This window comes from Marinoscillum sp. HNIBRBA16962 (assembly GCF_057801515.1).
Genome location: NZ_CM173603.1, coordinates 2,431,286 through 2,450,473, shown reverse-complemented (window position 1 = coordinate 2,450,473; position 19,188 = coordinate 2,431,286). Strand labels below are relative to the sequence as shown.

At 45.2% G+C, this 19,188-nt stretch carries 9 protein-coding genes and 1 pseudogene; 3 read left to right on the top strand and 7 right to left on the bottom strand.

What is annotated here, in order from left to right; all coding sequences use genetic code 11:
• Positions 1 to 62 precede the first annotated feature (62 nt).
• The 7 genes and pseudogenes from AC3E9V_RS10455 to AC3E9V_RS10425 all read right to left on the bottom strand — a co-directional run bounded on the left by AC3E9V_RS10455 (position 63) and on the right by AC3E9V_RS10425 (position 12,857).
• The gene (locus AC3E9V_RS10455) at positions 63 to 1,451 is read right to left on the bottom strand and encodes a hypothetical protein (protein ID WP_488753136.1); all 1,389 of its coding nucleotides are present in this window, start codon (positions 1,449 to 1,451) and stop codon (positions 63 to 65) included.
• A gap of 1 nt (position 1,452) precedes the next feature.
• Positions 1,453 to 2,556, bottom strand: a complete 1,104-nt coding sequence (locus tag AC3E9V_RS10450) for a porin family protein (protein WP_488753135.1) — start codon at positions 2,554 to 2,556, stop codon at positions 1,453 to 1,455.
• Between the two features lie 3 nt (positions 2,557 to 2,559).
• The gene (locus AC3E9V_RS10445; protein WP_488753134.1) at positions 2,560 to 5,781 is read right to left on the bottom strand and encodes an nSTAND1 domain-containing NTPase; all 3,222 of its coding nucleotides are present in this window, start codon (positions 5,779 to 5,781) and stop codon (positions 2,560 to 2,562) included.
• Complete coding sequence (locus AC3E9V_RS10440; protein ID WP_488753133.1) at positions 5,778 to 7,286, bottom strand: hypothetical protein; 1,509 nt, start codon at positions 7,284 to 7,286, stop codon at positions 5,778 to 5,780. Before AC3E9V_RS10440 ends, AC3E9V_RS10445 begins: the two co-directional genes overlap by 4 nt.
• 45 nt (positions 7,287 to 7,331) lie before the next feature.
• Positions 7,332 to 10,607 carry a cyclic nucleotide-binding domain-containing protein gene (locus AC3E9V_RS10435; RefSeq protein WP_488753132.1) on the bottom strand — a complete coding sequence of 1,092 codons (3,276 nt, stop codon included), beginning with the start codon at positions 10,605 to 10,607 and terminating at the stop codon, positions 7,332 to 7,334.
• Positions 10,608 to 10,893: 286 nt separating this feature from the next.
• Positions 10,894 to 11,542, bottom strand: a pseudogene (locus AC3E9V_RS10430) (arginase family protein).
• Between the two features lie 499 nt (positions 11,543 to 12,041).
• A complete protein-coding gene (locus tag AC3E9V_RS10425; RefSeq protein WP_488753131.1) occupies positions 12,042 to 12,857 on the bottom strand; it encodes a porin family protein in 816 nt (271 codons plus the stop codon).
• Between the two features lie 235 nt (positions 12,858 to 13,092).
• Here AC3E9V_RS10425 and AC3E9V_RS10420 point away from each other — a divergent pair, with 235 nt between their 5' ends.
• From AC3E9V_RS10420 to AC3E9V_RS10410, 3 genes are all read left to right on the top strand, one after another.
• Entirely contained in the window at positions 13,093 to 15,048 is a 1,956-nt protein-coding gene (locus AC3E9V_RS10420; RefSeq protein ID WP_488753130.1) for a PorP/SprF family type IX secretion system membrane protein, read from the top strand.
• Between the two features lie 74 nt (positions 15,049 to 15,122).
• Positions 15,123 to 15,560 carry an endonuclease domain-containing protein gene (locus AC3E9V_RS10415; protein ID WP_488753129.1) on the top strand — a complete coding sequence of 146 codons (438 nt, stop codon included), beginning with the start codon at positions 15,123 to 15,125 and terminating at the stop codon, positions 15,558 to 15,560.
• A gap of 115 nt (positions 15,561 to 15,675) precedes the next feature.
• Positions 15,676 to 18,993: an FG-GAP-like repeat-containing protein gene (locus AC3E9V_RS10410; protein ID WP_488753128.1), complete on the top strand. Its 3,318-nt coding sequence runs from the start codon at positions 15,676 to 15,678 to the stop codon at positions 18,991 to 18,993.
• Positions 18,994 to 19,188: the final 195 nt, after the last annotated feature.

The window sequence follows — 19,188 nt, the reverse complement described above, 5'->3', positions numbered from 1 at the left end:
AGATTGGCTGGTAAAATCCATTTAAAATTCCTTTTCTAAAACGTTTAGTGCTCATTATTACCCTACTCTTTGAGTTCGCCTTTATCGTTCATTTTCATCAAGGAGAAGAGTGAAACCCCACTCCCAAAGTCTATCGTACCTCCAATGACAATAGATCCGTCAGGAAGAGATACCACAGCAGCAGCTTCATCATCCCCGCTTTCCGTGCCAAAGTTTCGGCTAAACTGCGGTCTGGTAGTACTAAACTGATCGGAGCGGATAAACATGATCTCATTTCCCTTAGTCAAAGCATTTCCACCTTCTTCGGCCTGGTCACGCCAGTTTTCAATCGTCCCAACGACTACATGATCATTTGCAAGCGTCTTTGTAACCCCTGTACCAAAAGAATTTCCAAGGGAAAAGTTTGAGGTAAGCGTGTCTCCGTCTACAAACGAACCTCCCTCCGTCACAGTCATGATAAACGGAGAGCTGGACGGACCAAAAGAAGACGTCCCCGCTATTACCAGATTACCCGTATTTGGATTTGACCGATAAACGGCCGCCGGAACCTCATTATAATTCATGATATCACTACCCGATATATCCGTTATTGTAATTCCAAATAATGGAGCATTATTCTGAGCTGTTAGTTGCGCATTAAAGTACATTGCGCAAACATTGATCCCGCCATGACCCTCTCCGGATGCTACATTTGAAGCTGACCCTACGAGGATGATAGAACCGTCAAACTGCTCAAAAATAGCCACAGCAGTCTCATCAGAGTTGGAATAGCCCGCAGTTTTGGTCCACCGGACACCTCCATCCCGGGATGCTTTTTGTACCAGCATTTGCTTTTGCTGATTACCGGGCTTGGTGAGCTCATTAGGCGCCACTACATCCGAATAGCCAAGAACCAAAACAGAATCATTTTGAGTCAATAGAATATCGGTTCCAACAATTTCATCCTCGGGATCAGCAGTGGTATTAAGAGCAGATGCCGACAAGGTCATTTGACTTAAAACCGGGTTCCTGTCACCTGTCAAAGTATCAAGAGTCAGATCTTCTGAAATATGTGCCCAGTAAAGCTTTTTAGCTTGCGGTAGCAATGCATTATCCAGATCAGCTACATGCCCTACTATCAAATATCCGTCATCAACAACCTTTATTTTAGCTGCAATATCTTCTGTGTGATCTACATCAAGAACCAGATCCTGCAACAAGTTTCCTCCGGCATCAGTATGTGCTATATAAAAGTTTGAGCCGAATAGATCCCCATCTACTTTACGGGTACCGAAAAGTACAAACTCGCCATTATCCCGTACGGCGATATCATAGAGTCTGTGAGTACTCAGATCCCCGTAATACTTTACAAAAACGGCCTCCGGAGCAGGACTGTCATCACTGGAAGGTGCACAGGCTACCAAACTTATGAGCCCGATTATAGTCAGATATGTGAGCCAAGTAAATTTCATATTAGTCTCTGTATTCTTTAAGCTTTTGCGGGTTGTATATACTGTGTGTCCATCCCAGGGAAAAGGAAATCAGGTCAAGCCCAAGGTCATCTTCCACAAAAGAGGCATCAAAAACAGACTCCTGGATGGTCCACCGGTTTTCCGGGTTGATATACTTCAGCCTGCTATTGTCATAGCGGACCTCCACCGTTAAAAAATGCGTCTTGATACGCACTTTGGTACCTATACCGCCTATGATGGAAACATTTTGTTTGTTAACTACCCCGCTATTGAGGAGATCAAAATCCGTCACGTTATAAGTGGTACCCGGGGACCGTTCTCCATTGGAGTAGCTGGCCTGGATCAGCTGATCATAGCTGGCGCCCAAAAAACCATAAGGCAAAAACACCTGGTCCCGGTTGGTATAAAAGAAATTGTACCGAAACATCAATGGGAACCGCAGGTATGTCTGCTGGTTGGTCATGGCAGTTCGCAAAGGCGTCATGGTACGGTCATCCCGCTGAATGGACTCCATATCTATGTTGTATTCAGACAATCGCCATTGTATCCCGGCTATAGCCTCTATTCCTTCCCATAAGTGCCGCTCAATCGTCAGCTCAGCATTATAGCCTACACCCTGACCACTTTGAAACTCACCAATACCTCCTTCTTCTTTCCCATTGTAAAAGGTATTGAGAAACAAACTGTTTCGGGTAGAATAAGACTGCACCACATTAATCCGGGAGATATTTACACCCGCTTTGAAGCCAATCCGGAAGATCGGAGCAGTTCTGAACTGCTCATACAGGAAAAACAGCTCAGCCGGATCAACCTGCGGATTCAGCCGGTGTTCCGGATCAGCTCTCAACAGGTTGATCAGCGCCGTTTCAGCCTTTCCCTGCTGGTCTGTAAAAATATAAACAAGTGTCAGGAGCTTACGAGCCCTGATCTCTTCCTCTTTGGAGAAGCCTTCATCGTCGAGGCAAAGCTGAATGGTAGAAGGGATATTCAGCAAACGTCCTGCTTCATAATCATCCTCAGCCTGATTAAGCCGTTGTGTACAGGTCTGACTGTAAGCCCCGGAAACGAGGCACAAAAAGGCGGTAATAAGTAAAAGGTTCTTCATAAGTTATTCTGCTTCCTCTCCTTTAGGTAATCCTTCACAGGTATATACATATGGGATCTCACGTTCCTCAGCCACGTACTGTCTCCATTCTGTCGGGCTCATATTCTCTGTCAGTAACCCACAGATCTGATCTGCGTAGTAATCAGCCTTTGTATAAAACAATCGGATCACTCCGGACTCAGAGGCGGTCATAAACCTGTTGCCTTCCGGGTGAAAGTCAATATCCCAGATCCAGTCCTCATGGTCGTCAAAGACTGTAGGCAGGTCATAAATGTTATTCAGGTCCCACATACGGGCTGTACCATCAGCACTTGCGCCCACCAATAAGCTGTCGTCAGGACTAAACTGTACATCCGAAACCCCACTGATAAACCCTGTGAGTGTTACACCCCATTTATGCTTTTCCTCCAGGTCCCAAATAACAATATCGCCTTCTCCATCACCCATTGCCAGGCGTGTTCCGGTACTATTGAAGTCTAGTGAATGTACCTGCCCTCCCTCGCGACGATATACCCGTCTTGGTTGTGCATCCTGGTCATTCAAATCGATCAATATCACCTCTCCCCCGTCAGTACCAGCCGCTAGCGTATTTCCATCGGAAGCAATATCCATAGCCTTCACGAATGACCCTGTCCTGAAGACCTCAGTATTTGACTTGGTATTCATGGAGTGCATCAAAATACGACTATCTGCGCCAGTGGAAAGTAGCTGATTATCGTTTACAAAAACCAGGTCAAAAATAGTTCCCCCTACATGTCCGCGGAGCACTGTAGGTTCTGCTGAACGATTTTGAAGATCAACCACCATGATATGATTTTGATTCGTCCCTATAGCTATATATCGTCCGCTTGGACTAAGTTCCAGGGTTCTGATCAGAATGTCCTTATCCATAAGATCCTTAAAGCTATCTTTGGATTCTCCACTCACATCCCACTCCACAAGACGGCCGTCACTACCCACAGAATACATGGTATTGCCATCATTGCTGTAAGCTACAGCACGCACTCCCACCTGCTGCTCCTGGCCAAACTTATTGACGATCGGGAAATGTCCCCGGTACTGATTAAGTAATACGTCGCCTATAAACCGGTCATCTGATTCGAGGTAATCCTTATCTAAAAGTCCTCGCAATCCATAATACACCCCGGAATGAATATCACCGTTGTATGGTTTATGTTCATCTTTGTACTCTTCATAAAAATCATACGCCTGCCGGGCCACCACACCTTTCAGCTCCTTATCCCCCAGGATCTTGGTGGCCTTGATCGCCATGGACTGGGCAATGGACTGGAGACGAAGCTGGTCGGCTCGTTCTTTTGCAATTTTTGCCAATCGCTCTTGCTCTTGCGCATTATCACGTTCTTGTGCCGCAATTTTTTGTTGCTCCTGGGCTTCATCTTTTGCTTCTTCGGCAGCAATTCTTTGTTTTTCGGCTTCAGATCTTTGTTCCTGTGCTATTATAGTTTGCTGTTCGGCTCTGTCTCTTTGCTCCTGAGCAATTTTTTGCTCTTTCTCTGCCAATGCCTGTGCTTCTACTGCTCTTGCTGCCTCTCTTTCAGCTCGATCCTGGTTTGCTGCAGCCTCTGCTGCAGCCTCCTTAGCCAAAGCTTCCTGCTTAACTGCCTCATTGGACCGGATATTCGCCAACACCACCAGGAATAAACAGATCAGCGTGGCAAGACCAAGCACCACCGCAAAGATCCGCATGTTACGCACCTTCCGTTTCTGAAGGATCTCCTGGTTTCGCTGGTCAGTAAGGTAAGCCTTCTCAGAGGTCTCCAGAAATACCATCGTCCGCTCGAAAGCCGGATTGTAGCGCTGCCCCCAAACGAGGGTCGGGTTGTTTTCTTCTCTCCAGTTAAGCGCGAGCTGTAAGTCAGGCATTTTCCAGAGTGATGCTTTTCCTTCCTGGAAGCGCTCTGCAGCCTCTGAAAGCTTCAGATACATTTCAGAAGCCTTGGATTCTTCATCCAGCCATCGTTTCAGCCGGTCCCAGATACGCATCAGACTCTCGTGGGAGATATCTATTACGGTATCAGCCTCCAGCCTCACTCCATACGGTGGCATCAACAGGGACCTGCCGGGCTCGCGGAATTTCTCCACAACATTGATGACTTCATCATCAGAAACTCCTGCAATACTGGCAATCGTACCTAATTTGGTCGGTCGACGAATTCCCTGATTTTCACTACCCCGCTCCGTCAGTGCCTTAAACATGACCTCCGCAATCTCCTTCTCACGTTTGGACAGGTTGTCATAGGCTTCGTTTGCATGCTGAGAGAGGGCCTCTTTCAGGGTACCTATGGAGTTATAATGCCTTAGATCCATTGGTTCCCCGGTTTTACGGTTTTCCACCCAGTAAGACCAGGTCCGCATCAGCGCATGCTGAAGGATGGGAAGCTGATCAGGGTTATCCCCTACATCATTAAGCAACTGCTGAGTGAGTCGCGAAGCAATCTTACCACCTCCTACAGCCACCGGGCCTTCAATAGCCGATCGCTTCTGATCCCGGGTCATCTGAGGGATGAGGTAGTGTGAATCATTGATCACCTGGGTGAGATCAGGGAATTTGGCACACTCGCCAATAAAGTCTGACCGCATGGTCAAAGCGACGTAGATAGGTTCTTCATATTGATGAATAGCCTCCAGCAGCAAATTCACAAATGCTGACGATTCATCCATATCTGAGGTAGCAGCCTCCAGCTTTCTGAAACGGAATAGCTCCTCAAACTGGTCAATTACTACCAGCATATTCTGATCGTCATCGGTTTTTAGCTGCTTGATAACCTCAACCAATCCCAGCGAGCTACTACGCAAAACAGTACCTATGATCGTTTTCTTGATCAGCTTATCCTCTTCTGAGAGATTGGAATAGGCTTTATCTTTGATCAGCAGGGCTTCGGCCAGGTTGTCGATCGGCCCGCCTCCGGGGCGCGCTACCACGACCCGCCAGTTGGAACCAGCCTCGGTCATAAATCCGCCCACCAGACTGGGCACCAAGCCGCAGTACATGAAGGAAGACTTACCGGAACCCGATGCGCCCAGTATTCCTACAAATTTGTTTTCAGCGAGCTTTACGAGCACCTCATCACTCTGGCCTTCCCGGCCAAAAAACAGGTGACCTTCCTCAATTCCGAACGGCCTGAGACCGGGAAACGGGTTGATCAGCTCCGTAATATCTACGATATCCTGACCTTGCTCGATGTTTGTTTCTTTTTCACTCATGACTTTTCTAGTTGGGTTAGAAAAGGTTTCAGATGTTCGGGTTTAAACCCGCCATTATTGCCTAAAACCAGGGCATTGTTTTTTTCATAATGTTCTAAATCCACGCTCTTTGGGCCATCCATATAGACGGCTTTAGCCTGGAGTTTTTTCTCCCTTCCAAACCCGGGAGCCTTTAGCAAATCCTGTAGTTTCGTTTTTATCCAGGCTTCTTTGGCTTTTCCATAGTAAATAATGGAGGCGTCACAGCGACGCAGGTTTTCCTGATGGATATACCGAATATCCACCAGATCGCCATCAAAGCTTGGCTCTACCACTTTGTATCCTGTTTTTTCCAGGTAATCATGTAGTGGCTTAGATTCTTTTTTGTCTGACCTGTCGTGAATCAGGTAGATAATCTTGGAGTCGCCTTCTTCTGCGGGCTCATATCCTTTGATCTCACGCTGAGTATTGAAACGACCGCCCGTTACCAGCTCTTCCCGTATAATCGACTTGAGTTCAGGCAGGGTGATCTGCAACACTTCGGCTTCTTCAAGAGACGCAGCATCGCTCTTCAGGTCTTCAATAAATATTTTTTGACGCTCAGTCACATTTTTAAGATCGGGAGACAACCAAATAAGCCTGCTAAACAGCTTCTTTTCGCTCGCAGTTTTATTGTACTCCACCATGTCGTAAGTGTGGTTGGAGGCTATCCGGTTTTGGATATCTACGACCGAGATCTCTGAGCCTTTTGGCCTGTAGCCATAATCCTCTCCTACGATGTGTATAGAGAGCCGGCACTTAACCAGATCCTCTTTGATCATCTTCTCAAGGGGTTCTACCTCCTTAGGTAAGGTGTGCTGAGGCAGCACTTTATATCCGTGGCGGATCAGCTCCCGCTTAATAATATCTCGCTGGATAACCATATCGACTCCTGTGCTGGCCAGGTACACCGTCTTTTCCCTGGGCACCGCATCAGCCTCGGTTTTCTTCTTTGCCACCAGGGATTCGGTAGACAGGATCTGGTTGATATCATAAGCCATATCTACCAGCTTCATCCAGTAGGAGCGTTCGGCATCACTACCGAAAAACCGTCTGAATTCCTGGGCTTCGCCTGAAAGCGGGTCCACCATGAAAAAGTCGTACGAAATAAGGTTTTGAAACCGGGGAAAGTACAAATCCTCGTCAAACGGAGCCTTGTGGACTTTAAATATCCGGGGTATCCCCTCTACCATTAGCTTATCAGAAGAAATGAGAGACTTACCGTAATCATTTATCTCCTTCAGAAAATCCTTATTCCTTGCTAATGCTGGCGTACATACCAATATTACAACGGCAAATTCGGACAGATCCACCTTCTCAAGCTCACCTTCTGAAGCAAGATGTATTTCAGGAGTTTCCCTGGAGATCTGCGACAGCAAGGTGGACAGGAACTTATGGAAATTAGAGACCCAACCTTTCAGTCCACCTTCTATAGGCTGGTTATCCTCCTCCGAGAAGCATAGAAGTATCCCGTTTTTTAATTCCATTTCTTTTTAGTTAGGCAATGAGTTTTTTTTCAATTATTAACTTTTTTAAACACTTAGCAGAATGTCTGCAATTTCTTCATGCTCTTCTTTTAATTCTTCATGATTCAAAATCGCCAAATAGGATTCCATTATCTCTATATACTTAGACATCAAATCCAACAACTCTTCTTTTCTGAGTACCAGCAGCGTACATTCTACCTTTGCCAAAGCCGTGTAATCAAACTTATTGGTTGCTAACACCAGCTCATGACCAAACACCCCTTTTCGTTCTTTTTCGGTAACAAGCTCGTCCCCTTTGTAGATGCTTACTGTACCGTTTAATACGATATATAAAGGAGCGTTACCCGGCTCCCCCTCTTCTATGATGGAAGTGCCCCCCGGTACGCGTATTTCCTCCAGCGCTTCCGAAAGGTAAGTCACCATCTCTCCGGGTATCCTGGTAAACTCCGGCATGCTCTTTAATAATAAAACACGCTCAATAAGTAAAAGCTTTTGGTGATAATCTTCATCTTCTCCACGGAAAACAGGCGGCAATATGGCGCGATCAAGTTCTTTCTTCATTGATGGCTTCAGCCTGAGCGTGTGGTGATGATAAGCTTCTTTATCTATGTGATAAATCGTATATGCTGCTGTCTGAAGTAATAGCGGATCCGGGTTAAACAGGTTAGCAATCAGGTCAGCTGTAACCTCATGCCCCTCCATTCTGCTGATCTTAAAAAAGGCAAGCGCCTTTGTGTACCGGTTGATACGGTTATAATCCCGGTTAATGATCTGGAGGAGTAGATCCTGATACGATTCAAAATCTTCCGGTGGATAATAATTCTGGAGTTTAGCCAGCCGATCCTCTACTTTTAAGTCATCCATTACCGGGATCAGCTTGGGTTTTAGCTCCTCCTCCACAAAAATATCCAGCAGCTCTACTGCAAAGGTAATGCTCTCAGTAGTTCCATCCTGAATGTTCTCTTTGACAAGCACTACATTCTGAGGGTCATAGATCATTCCCAGCAACATGAAAATGTTGTCGTAATTCCGCTTGTCTTCCTCCCTGAATGCATCCCGGATCATCAGGTCGAGATCATCATCTTCAGGGACATCCTGCACTGCCTTGATGTTCCAGGCAATATCTCCTATCTCAGATTCCACCGCAATTTTTATTCGGGCAGCCTGAAAATCCCGGGCAGCAAAACCGATGTAGCTGAGTGAAAGGAGTATTTCTGATACAATCTTTTTATCCGGAAAATCTATTTTTTTCCACAGCAGATCTATGGCCCCTTTACCCCCAATACGGCCTAGCAACTGAACGATCCTGATCATGGTAGCTTTATATTGACCGGTCTTATAAAAGGAGGTATCGATGGTATGGAAGGCAGCTTCTCCTGAAATGGTCAAAGCAGCCATGGCCGCATTCGAGTAAGTAGCCAGGTGCAGGTTTTCCACCAGTATCGGCCATATTTCAGGTCTTCTGAGTTTTCCTGCTGTAGTCATAGCTGCGGTGCGCACCTGGGGATTAATATCCCTCAGGAGTTCGAGAAGGTACGGCAGATGCTTATCCTCTGTGGACTTCACCAAAAGCCTGGCTCCGCGGACACGGTCTTTAGCTTCTGTGGAGCGGATCAGCTGGCGAATGCTTTCGTCTGTTAGCTGAAAAGCCTCCGCCGCCTCCAGGTTTTTGATGCACCTTTCACCCGCCTTCAGCGCCTCCTCATCTCCCTCTGTTTTCACATCCGTTTTGATGATGTCCAATGCGTTAAAGGCAAGGTACTCATCCAGCTTTTCATAAGCATATTTTCGTACTGTAGCCTGCTTAGAATTTAAAAGGTCAAGCAAAACATACTCAAACTGTATAGGCTCCAGCTTTTCCAGTACGCGGAGCGCTACTATGGTTTTTTCAGCATCTTTTTCAGTAAGCTCATTTTTGACAAGATTTATAGTGCTGTGTTCATTACGCGTGCCTTCTCCTTTCAGCGCTTTTTTCTGCTGCTCCAGTGTAAGCTTCAGAGTCTTTTTATATTGACTAAACAGTTTTCCGGAAAGGAATACAACCATCCCGGCCAGGCCGAGAATGAAATATGAGTAATGAATGAGCTCAAAGAAGGTGAGTAATCCCAATCCTATCTGTATGGCGCCGGCAACCAGGGTGGCAAACTCGTTCACCACACCTTCTATACGAGTCTGAATATCAAAACGGATCTTGATGTCTATCGGAAGGAAGAAGAGCTTAAATGCCGGACTTTCCAGGGCATCTTTCAATGCCGCTGTAAAGGCTTTCGCACATACGGTAAACATGAAGAAGAAAATGAACACTTCGGTTTTAATTTCATATCCGTATAAGTGTCCGGATACGATACCCCCTATGGTAAAGAGGATCAAAATGAGTGGCATAGTCATAAGTGCCACCTTGAGCCCAAACCGCCCGATAATGATATCATTGACAAAGCTTTGGATCAGGAAACTCATGATCATGACGGTTCCGCTAAAGAAGGAAAGGAAGTTCGTCAACTCCACTTCATCCGGATACATGATTTCTGTGGCTGAGTAGAAGGTATAGTCCACGAAAACACTTGCTCCCATTGAGAATACCAAAAAGAATGAAAGCAGCCGAAGGTAAGGATCCTTCATAAGGTCAAAGAAGTTGACCTCCCTGGGCTTCTCTTCACCTTTATCTACTTTGGTAGCTCTGTCAATATTAAAATCTTTTACAATCCATACCGTAAAGAAAAAGACCCCGAAAGAAGCCAGCGCAGAAACGAATAATAGATCGTAAGTCTCATCAATAAACGGCAAGCGGGTAATAAACGGAATAGAAAAAAATGCAAGAATAGTAGCCGTCAATGCACCGGTGTCTATCCCCCCAATGATCCGCTTGGATGCTCTCAGATCAAACATCCGTCCAAAAATCCCCCAAAAACCCAACAATGTAATAGCTGAAATCGGTCCGATCATCACAAACATGATGAATGGAAGAATTTGAAATTCGTCCTTAGATGCAGTTGCAGAATCATAGCTTGTAAAGAAAAATGCAGCGCGCATTACTCCCATAAAAAGGAAGATCAGGAACAAATTGGAGACAATGAGGGTCGAGTAGTTTATCCGTCGCTGAAGAAACACAAAAAGGACCGTAGAGAAAATACCCAATCCACCAGCTGTGAAAAACGCAACATCAAGATAGGACTCTCCTAAAACATTAAGGAAAAGTGTCTCGGAACCGATCTGATAGGTGGCGAGAAAAATCCCCATAAAGAACCCCATGCCCAATAACAGGAGCATTGGCTTTTCTTCACCGGGCTCACCGCCAAGGAAAGCTAAAAATGACTTAATCACAGTTGCGCAACGTTTTCTAAACTAAAAGTACCGGCATAAAACCGGATTTATTCTACTCTCAATTTAATTTTTTTGAGAGTGGCTTGTCTCAGGCTGGGTCGTAAATCTAGTTTCTTTTCTTCTAATATCAACAAAGAACCGACGAAACAGTGATTTTCTTCGATGAAAATATTCCAGGTCTCGATGTTTTAAAATTGTATTTTTTTAATATAAAAATGTGTATTTCCGATAACTCGTATTGAATAATGGATCTAAATTGAAAGAAAAGTGGGTATAATACGAATGGCTAAAAAAACAAATCCTGCGCCATCCTGAAAGTATTTGTATGTGCATTGACAATATCACTCAGCCTCGCGGAGTATCCCCCTCCCATACTGGCCACCACCGGGATCTTATTTCTTTTACAATGTAAAAACCTTCGGGTCAGCCTTAAAAATACTGGCAGTCCCATTGCCCTGGTGCACATCCAGGTCCACGATTAAAATCCTGGATGCCAGATGATTTGCGAGAAAATAATTAGCGGTGATCGCCAGGTCATTTAGGAGACAAAACCATTCTCCACGATCTTTAAATGCATGATGCGTTCCACCGGCTATGTTCATAGCCACTCCATACTCTTTAGCAAATAATGCACAGCGTAATGTACCATTCATGATAATGATCTCCCTTTTCACCAACTCATGAGAGAGTGGGAAGCCCGTTTTTCGTTCCTCAGTTCTTGTGAGTTTTTGACCCTTTAATCTTTGGAGATAATCCCGGTCATGGGTCTTCAAAATAACCGCTTCATCAAGCGCCTCAGGTTCAAATAAGTTTGATGGGCCGATCGTGCCCTTATACAGAAGCTGCCCGGGGATCAGATCATATTTGATCATGGGAAAGCGGTGATTTACGGGCAGAGGGTGATTATAAACTGGCGACCAGGCTATTTTCAGCATAAACGTGTTTGAGTTGCGGGTTACACGGGTTACGAGTTGCGAAGTTACGAAGGTTGCGTGTTGCGAGTTGTTACGGTTGCGAAGTTACGCACCTATATCTATCCCCCTGGGGGATTATCAATGGTATTAAGTTAAGGTTTATTGCTCTGAAAAGATCAGTCATTCCAGTGATTCCATCCGGGATTCCATCCGGGATTCCATCTGGATAGAATCTATGAATTACTAGAACGAAAATGCTCAAAATACCAAAGACTCCATTCTGGAGTGACCTTAACTTAATACCATTGGGGGGATTGATCGACCACTGATTACTGCTTACCTATTACTCCCTGCAAATTGCCTACTGCTTACTGTCTGTGCCTACTGCCTACTAATCACTGCCTATTGTTGTTGCGGGTTGCAGGTTACATTAACCAATCACCAATTAACCAATTAACCAATCACTAATAACCAATCACCAATAACTAATAACCAATAACTAACAACCAATCACCAATAACTAATTATCCTTCTTAACTCGCCTTCTCTTCTTATTGCTCTTATTGCTGAGCTTATTGGTACTGGATCCTTTTCGCTGAAGCTGCACATCGTACTCAAGCAGGTAGGCTATGGAAATCGAAAAAATATTTTGGCGATATCGGAAATTTTCACTGTAGGAGACAAACCCATTGAAATCGGGATTATTGTTAAACCCAACATTGGAATGACCAAATGCATACCGAAAGTCAACGCTCAGTCTGGATCCACCCCGAAGATCCAGGAAATAACCTGCATTAGCTACCAGGGCATACTGAAAACGGTTTGCCGCCGGGACCGCCAGGCGGGTAGTACCATTGCTTTTGGACTGACGGAAAACAAACCGATAATCCTTGGGCTCGCCACTGGCCTCATCAAACTCATCCAGGTCTAAAAGACCGGTGCCTCCAAGGAAATAACTGATCTTAGGCCCCCCACCCACATAGAAGTGAACAGGCTGGTGGCCAAAGTTCCATCGAAGTGAAAATGGGATAGAAAGGTAATTATAGTTTGATTTGCTGTATACCGGGATGTCACTATCATCTTGTTCAGTCACTACCTTGGTCAGTCGCTCCCAAAGCAGTTCCCCTTTTACCGCATACTTATCCGTGGCCTGGTAGATCACTACTGCCCCGGCGTGAAATCCATAGTCAGCCCTTACATTAAACGAATCTTTCTTGTAATCCTCATCGTGATAGATGAAATCAGTCCTTTGCAAGCCCACTTTAGGACCTATCCAGTATTGGGCATAGGCGCTCGCAAACCCAAACAACACTATTGCAGAAATCAAAAATCGCATCAACACAATTTATCTATGGTGTAATTATAACAAAAGAGAAACAGTAATTAAGGTTGGAAAATAGATTTTTTACAGAAAAAATATCAGCTTACTAATATTTATAAACTGTTTATTGTTAGAAAAATTACCCTAAAACCGTCAATTATTTCATAATTTAGCTGGTTATGGTGCGTTTGAGTCAAATAGCTCACTTTTTACTAAATTACCAGTGCGACAAAACAGGTATCTTTCGTGTATGAATAAACTATTGGGGATAATCGTGTTATGTGTTGTATCGTTTGCCGGAGTTGCCCAGCAACTCCCAAAGGTTTACAACCAATTCTTTATGAACCCCTACATCTACAATCCCGCTTACGCCGGAGTAGAAGGACATACGGTTATGTTCTTTACCTACAAAAAACAGTGGGCAGGGATCAGTGACGCTCCAACATTGATGAATGCTAACTTTCATGTGCCGCTGAAGGGAGGCATCTCTATTGGCGGACTGGCCTACAACGAATCGGCAGGACTTTATACTCAAAGTGGCGGAAAACTCTCCGGTAGTTATCTGATCAGCCTTGACAGAGAGCATTTTTTACGATTTGGCTTATCTCTGGGAGCCGGAAACAACACACTGAATTTTGGTGAATTTGACTCCCCTACTGATCCGGCTTTCGCTGACCTGATAGACAACCAGGTTTTTTACCTGGGGGATTTTGGAATAACCTACCATTTTAATCATTTTAACGTTGGTGTGTCACTCCCATCATTATTTAGCTATGACCTGATCACAACCGAAAGCGCCACGCCCGTTCGGGTTACTCCCCAGGATAATATGCTTTTTAAAATGAATTACAGAGGTCACATAAGCGACGACCTGGCTGTGGAACCTCATGTGATCTACCGGTACCATAAATTCCTGAAAGACCAGTATGAAGCCACACTGATTTTCCACCTGTATCACATTGTATGGGTGGGAGGAACCTACCGGCAGGATGCAGGGTTTGTCGGGTTGCTTGGAGCCAAATTATTTGAAAAAATCGGTATAGGTTATGCCTATGAGTACGGAAACCCAAGTACAGCATCCCTGGCAGGGCCCAGCCATGAAATCCATATCGGGTACCATTTAGGGACCAGAAAAAAACATGCAGAGCATGTGTCTTCGTTCATAAAAAGTCATCGAAAGTCGGCTGAGGAACGGGCTCGTGAAGAGGAGCTGGAGCGTCAGCGCCGGTTGCAGGCCCTGCAGAGAAGCCGGGCGGCTGCACAGGAGACCTCAGACGACGATGAGCTCAGTATCGTACAGCAGGATGAAACAGAAGAGCCAAAACCTGAACCCAAAGCCACCAACTGGAGCTATGAAAAAGAAAATGACCCGGTTGAGCGGATCAATAAATTTGGTGAGACCGAACGGGGTATAAAGTTTGACCGGACCAATGAGCAGGGAGAAAAAGAAGTAGTATTTAGCTGGCTTCCACCCCCTCCGCCAGGCGTCAAAGTAGAAACGTATGAAATTGCCGACCCTACGGAAGAACCGCTCATCAGAATCAAACCCGATGGCACAAAAGAAGCGGGAATAAAATGGGTTCGTACGTTTGATACCGGTGAAAAAGAGACACTGATCATCTGGGATGAGATCATGTCTGAACAAGAGGCGGATGAGCTGGATCATAATGTTTCTACAGCCATGTCTATGGCCAATGCCAGGATCACAATAGAAAGTGAAGCAGAACCCGTGACTGAACCTGAAGAAGAGCCTGTCGTAGAAGAACCCATTGTAGAGAAAGAACCGGAAACAGAGGAAGCATCTGTAGTGGATCAGCAGGTCGAAGAAGAGCCCGTAGTGGAACCTGAGCCTGAAGAGGTAGAAAAAGGCGACCCGGAGCTGACAAATGATTTCAGAACTACGGAAGAGCTCGCAAATTCAGACAAGCCACTTGAGGTAACCCGTGGCACTCATCGCCTTGAATTGCCTGCAGGTAATTATGTAGTGGGAGGCGTTTTTGAAAGCTTCACCAATGCCGACAGCTATAGTGATGAACTATTCCAGAAAGGTTTCCACGAAGTGAAATTAGGATACCTCACTGCCAGGGGATACTATTATGTAGTCATCTTTGAGTCTGACAACATTGAGACAGCCCTCAAAGAAAAGAACCGAATTCGCAAAAATTCAGGTCTGACCAAGGTTTGGGTTTTAAAGGTAAATGATTGATCTCTCCCCCTCTTCCGGAGGGGGCTGGGGGGTACAGTCACTGATCTAAAATATATAGAAACAATAGAGATAAAATGAAAACAAACAGCTACAGCCATTATAATCCCATTCTAAAAGAAAGAGCTGGTGCTCTTCGGAAAAATATGACCAAGGCTGAAGCATGTCTGTGGAAATATGTACTTAGAGGAAAGTCACTGGGATATGGATTCCGAAGGCAACGACCGGTTGGAAAGTATATAGCAGATTTCATGTGTATTCCCCTGAAAATAATTATTGAGGTTGATGGAATTACACATAGTTATGAAACAGTAGCTGAAAGAGATGAAATCCGGCAGAGCGAATTGGAAAAACCTGGCTTTTTAGTTATTAGGCATGAAGATGAAGAAATCCTGAATCATATAGAAAGCGTCAGAAGTCATCTTCTTTCAGTAATTGAGAAAAGGGAACAAGACCTCCCCCTTAATCCCCCGACAGGTCGGACCGCTCCAAAGGGGGACACTGTTCAATCTTAAGCGATCAATAAGGAATGGTAGAAACAACAAATATTAACGAAATCACCCCCTCTTCCTGAGGGAGCTGGGGGGAGTTCAGTCACGGCAGTTTAGTTAACTTTCAAACAGGAAAAAAATGAGCTACTTAAAATACTTACTGGGAATAAGCATCTGGATGACCTGTATCATCACGATCGCGCAGCAGCGTCCGGTTATAAACAGCCTCAGTAAAACCTCTGGCGCAGTAGGTGAAACAATCACGATCACCGGCTCGGGGTTTCCTGCAAATACGGGCGATGTTCAGGTGAATTTTGGAGCCGGAGTAGCAACGGTTACGGCCGCTGCAGCCAACCAACTGGAAGTGACCGTCCCCGCCTCAGCAACAGTAGCTCCTGTTACCGTATTGGATCTGACGACCGGGCTGAGTGGTGGTTCGACTCAAAAATTTGCCATTAGCTATGGAGGAAGTGATTTCGTTACTTCAGGACTTGATGCCCAGCAAAATAATAACACCGAAAGTAACCAAACCTATGATATCTGCACTTGTGATTTTGATGGTGACGGTTTGGTTGATGCAGCCTTAAGTAACCTGGATGATGTGGATGTTTCCATCTTTCGAAACACAAGCACCGTTACCGCTACAAGTTTTACCCGAACAAACATCTCAAATGGTCAAAACACCGTCAACACCGATTGTGGAGATTTAAACGGAGATGGTCTCCCCGACCTGGTTTTTAGTAACAACAATGCTACAGCTACTCAAAGTGTCTTCGTTTTCCGAAACACCTCTACACCTGGGAGTATCACAATAAACACAAAAGACTTTGCTGAGAAAATTCCCACCCTCGATAATGGAAATAACCGGAATGCCAGAAAGATTTTAATTGCTGACATTGATGGTGACGGAATGAATGATCTCGTGGTAGGTAATGATAGTGATAACAGCATATTCATTTACCTGAATACAACCAGTACAACAGGAGGAGCTATTAGTTTTAATACAACCCCTTCGCAAGTTGTGGTTCCTGGCCCGTCATCCACAGGATCTCTTGCTGTAGGTGATATGAATGGAGATGGCCTGCCTGATTTGATTACCACAACTTTTGACCCTTTCGGGCAGGGTAATTCGGACCTATATATACTAAAGAACATAAGTTCTGATGGTAGTGTGAACTTTTCATCTCCCATAGGTGCAGGTGTCTCAGTAAGTGGAGTGGAGACAGTAGTTGTTGATCTCAATGGTGACAATATGCTTGACATTGTAACGACCGACCGGTTAGATAACGATGTTTTTCTTATTCCCAACACCACTTCAGGAGGAGCACTGTCATTTGGTACAAGTGTATTGCTTACTGCTACAACCCCATGGGGAATAGCGACAGCTGATTTCAATGGCGATGGACTAACGGATATAGCAACAGCATCTGTGTCAGGCCAGGTTGATGTTTTTATAAATACTTCATCGGGATCTATCTCATTTGATCCTGCTGTGCAGGTATCAACCACCGACAATGTCAGAAACATAGACGCTGTTGATTTCAATGGTGATGCAAAACCTGATTTCGGTTTTTCTCATAATAGTATTACCGATTCCCCAGGGCAATTTACTACCATCATCAACCGAAACTGTTTTAGCCCTGCCATCACTCCCACTGATCTGACCTTTTGCACAGGTAGTCCTTTTACTGTATATGCCACTAAAACTGTAGAAGCGACTTACACCTGGAACATAGTCAGTGGGGATGCATCAATAACCGGGAATGGTGATAATGCGGATGTTACTGTTAACTCCGGATCAACTGCTACTGTTGAAGTAACCATCCAGTCTAATGACGGAAGCTGCGCCGGAGCAGGAGAAAACACGTCACAGCAAGTATTTACCATAACCGGAGGAACTCCTCCGGCTACCCCTACTATCTCTAATAGCAATACGGGTACAATCTGTAGCGGAACTGATTTCACGCTCTCAGGTCCGGCGGGAGAAACAACTTATTTCTGGACCCTGCCAGACGGCACGGAGTTGGAGCAATCAACCAATTCGTTGACCATATCCGGGGCTTCTTCTGCTGATGCAGGGGAGTATAGTTTGAGAGTCCAGGGAACAGGATGTGTGAGTGATGAAGGAACAATCACCGTAGCAATTGATGAAAATCCCACGGCATCCATTGGGAATTTGGGCTCAGACAACTTTTGCGCCGGAGGAACCACTACCCTTCAGGTTCCTCTATACGACGGATTCACCTACCAGTGGGCAGATGGATCCGGGGACATCTCCGGAGAAACTTCCAATACATATACTGCAAATACAACCGGAGATTACTCCGTAACCATGACGAGTAGCGCTTCCGGGTGTGAATCCGTCACCCCTTCCTACTCAGTAACTTCCGTACCTGCTCCTGCCAGCTCCTTTACTGCTGCAAGTGAGATATGCGTCAACGTAGATCTCGCTCTGTCAGCAACCTCAACCGGAGAGTCAGGATTTGCTTTAGATTATACCTGGGATTTCGGAGATGGGAGCCCAACGGAAAACGGAACAGATGTAACGCACGCCTATGCAACAGCTGGCGATTTCATAGTTTCGCTCACTACAGACTACACCGATGTAGATGCGTGCTCCGATACAGAGACCTTTACGGTAACCGTTTCTGACCTGCCCGCTGCTGCAGACCTGGAAGCGCTCATTACACCTGATGCCGGTTCAAGAGAAAAATGCCCTAACGATACCATCACTTTGCGCCTGCCTTCAGGCTATCAATCTTACCAATGGATGACAAATGGAGAGATAATCAGTGATCAGGATACGGCTAATGCCACAACAGCAAGAGGTGAAAGCACTGTAACACTCACTGCGGACGTAGTAACTGACATTGGTTGCACGGTATCCGGGATCACCGCGCAGGTCTCCAACTACGCCAACTCACAAATAACAATTAGTTCCTCTGGTGCCGAGATCATAAACGATACCATCACCCTGGCAGACGGCACGGCTTCAGTGACGCTAATGGCACAAAATGGATCCGATTACACATGGACTCCGGCAGAAATTCTAGACAACACTACCACAGAAACCGTTACAGCCATTCCTCGTGCTGAGTACACAACTATAACTGTAACAGGAACCGATGCAATAAACGGATGCGAGACTACCGCTACAATAGTGATCAGAACTCCGGGAGTTATCCCCAGAAAATCCTTTTCACCAAACGGCGATGGACTGGGGTTTGACTGCTGGGAGATCCTGAACACCCGGGCGCTTGAAGGCTGTACTGTTTACATCATGGATGAAAGAGGCCGGTATGTTTTCAAAGGAGACTCCCCTTTTGAGAACAATTGTGTCTGGAATGGCAACCTGGATAATGGCAGTTCGCCGGCTCCTGAAGGAATTTATTACTTTATTTTAAAGTGTGAAAATAGTGACAACAATCAAACCGGTTCCATTTTACTGGCAAGATAGTATCCCTATTTTATTATAATTCAAATAGTCTATTTAACTATACCAAGATTACAAACTTCAAATAATACAATTTTTTATAAACATAATCATAGTTTTAATCTTTTACTATCTTTGCTTCGTCGAGTATTTCTTTCGGTTTAAAGTGCGTTTTCGTACATTGCCCGATGGGTTACTTGTACCAGTATTTCCGTATGT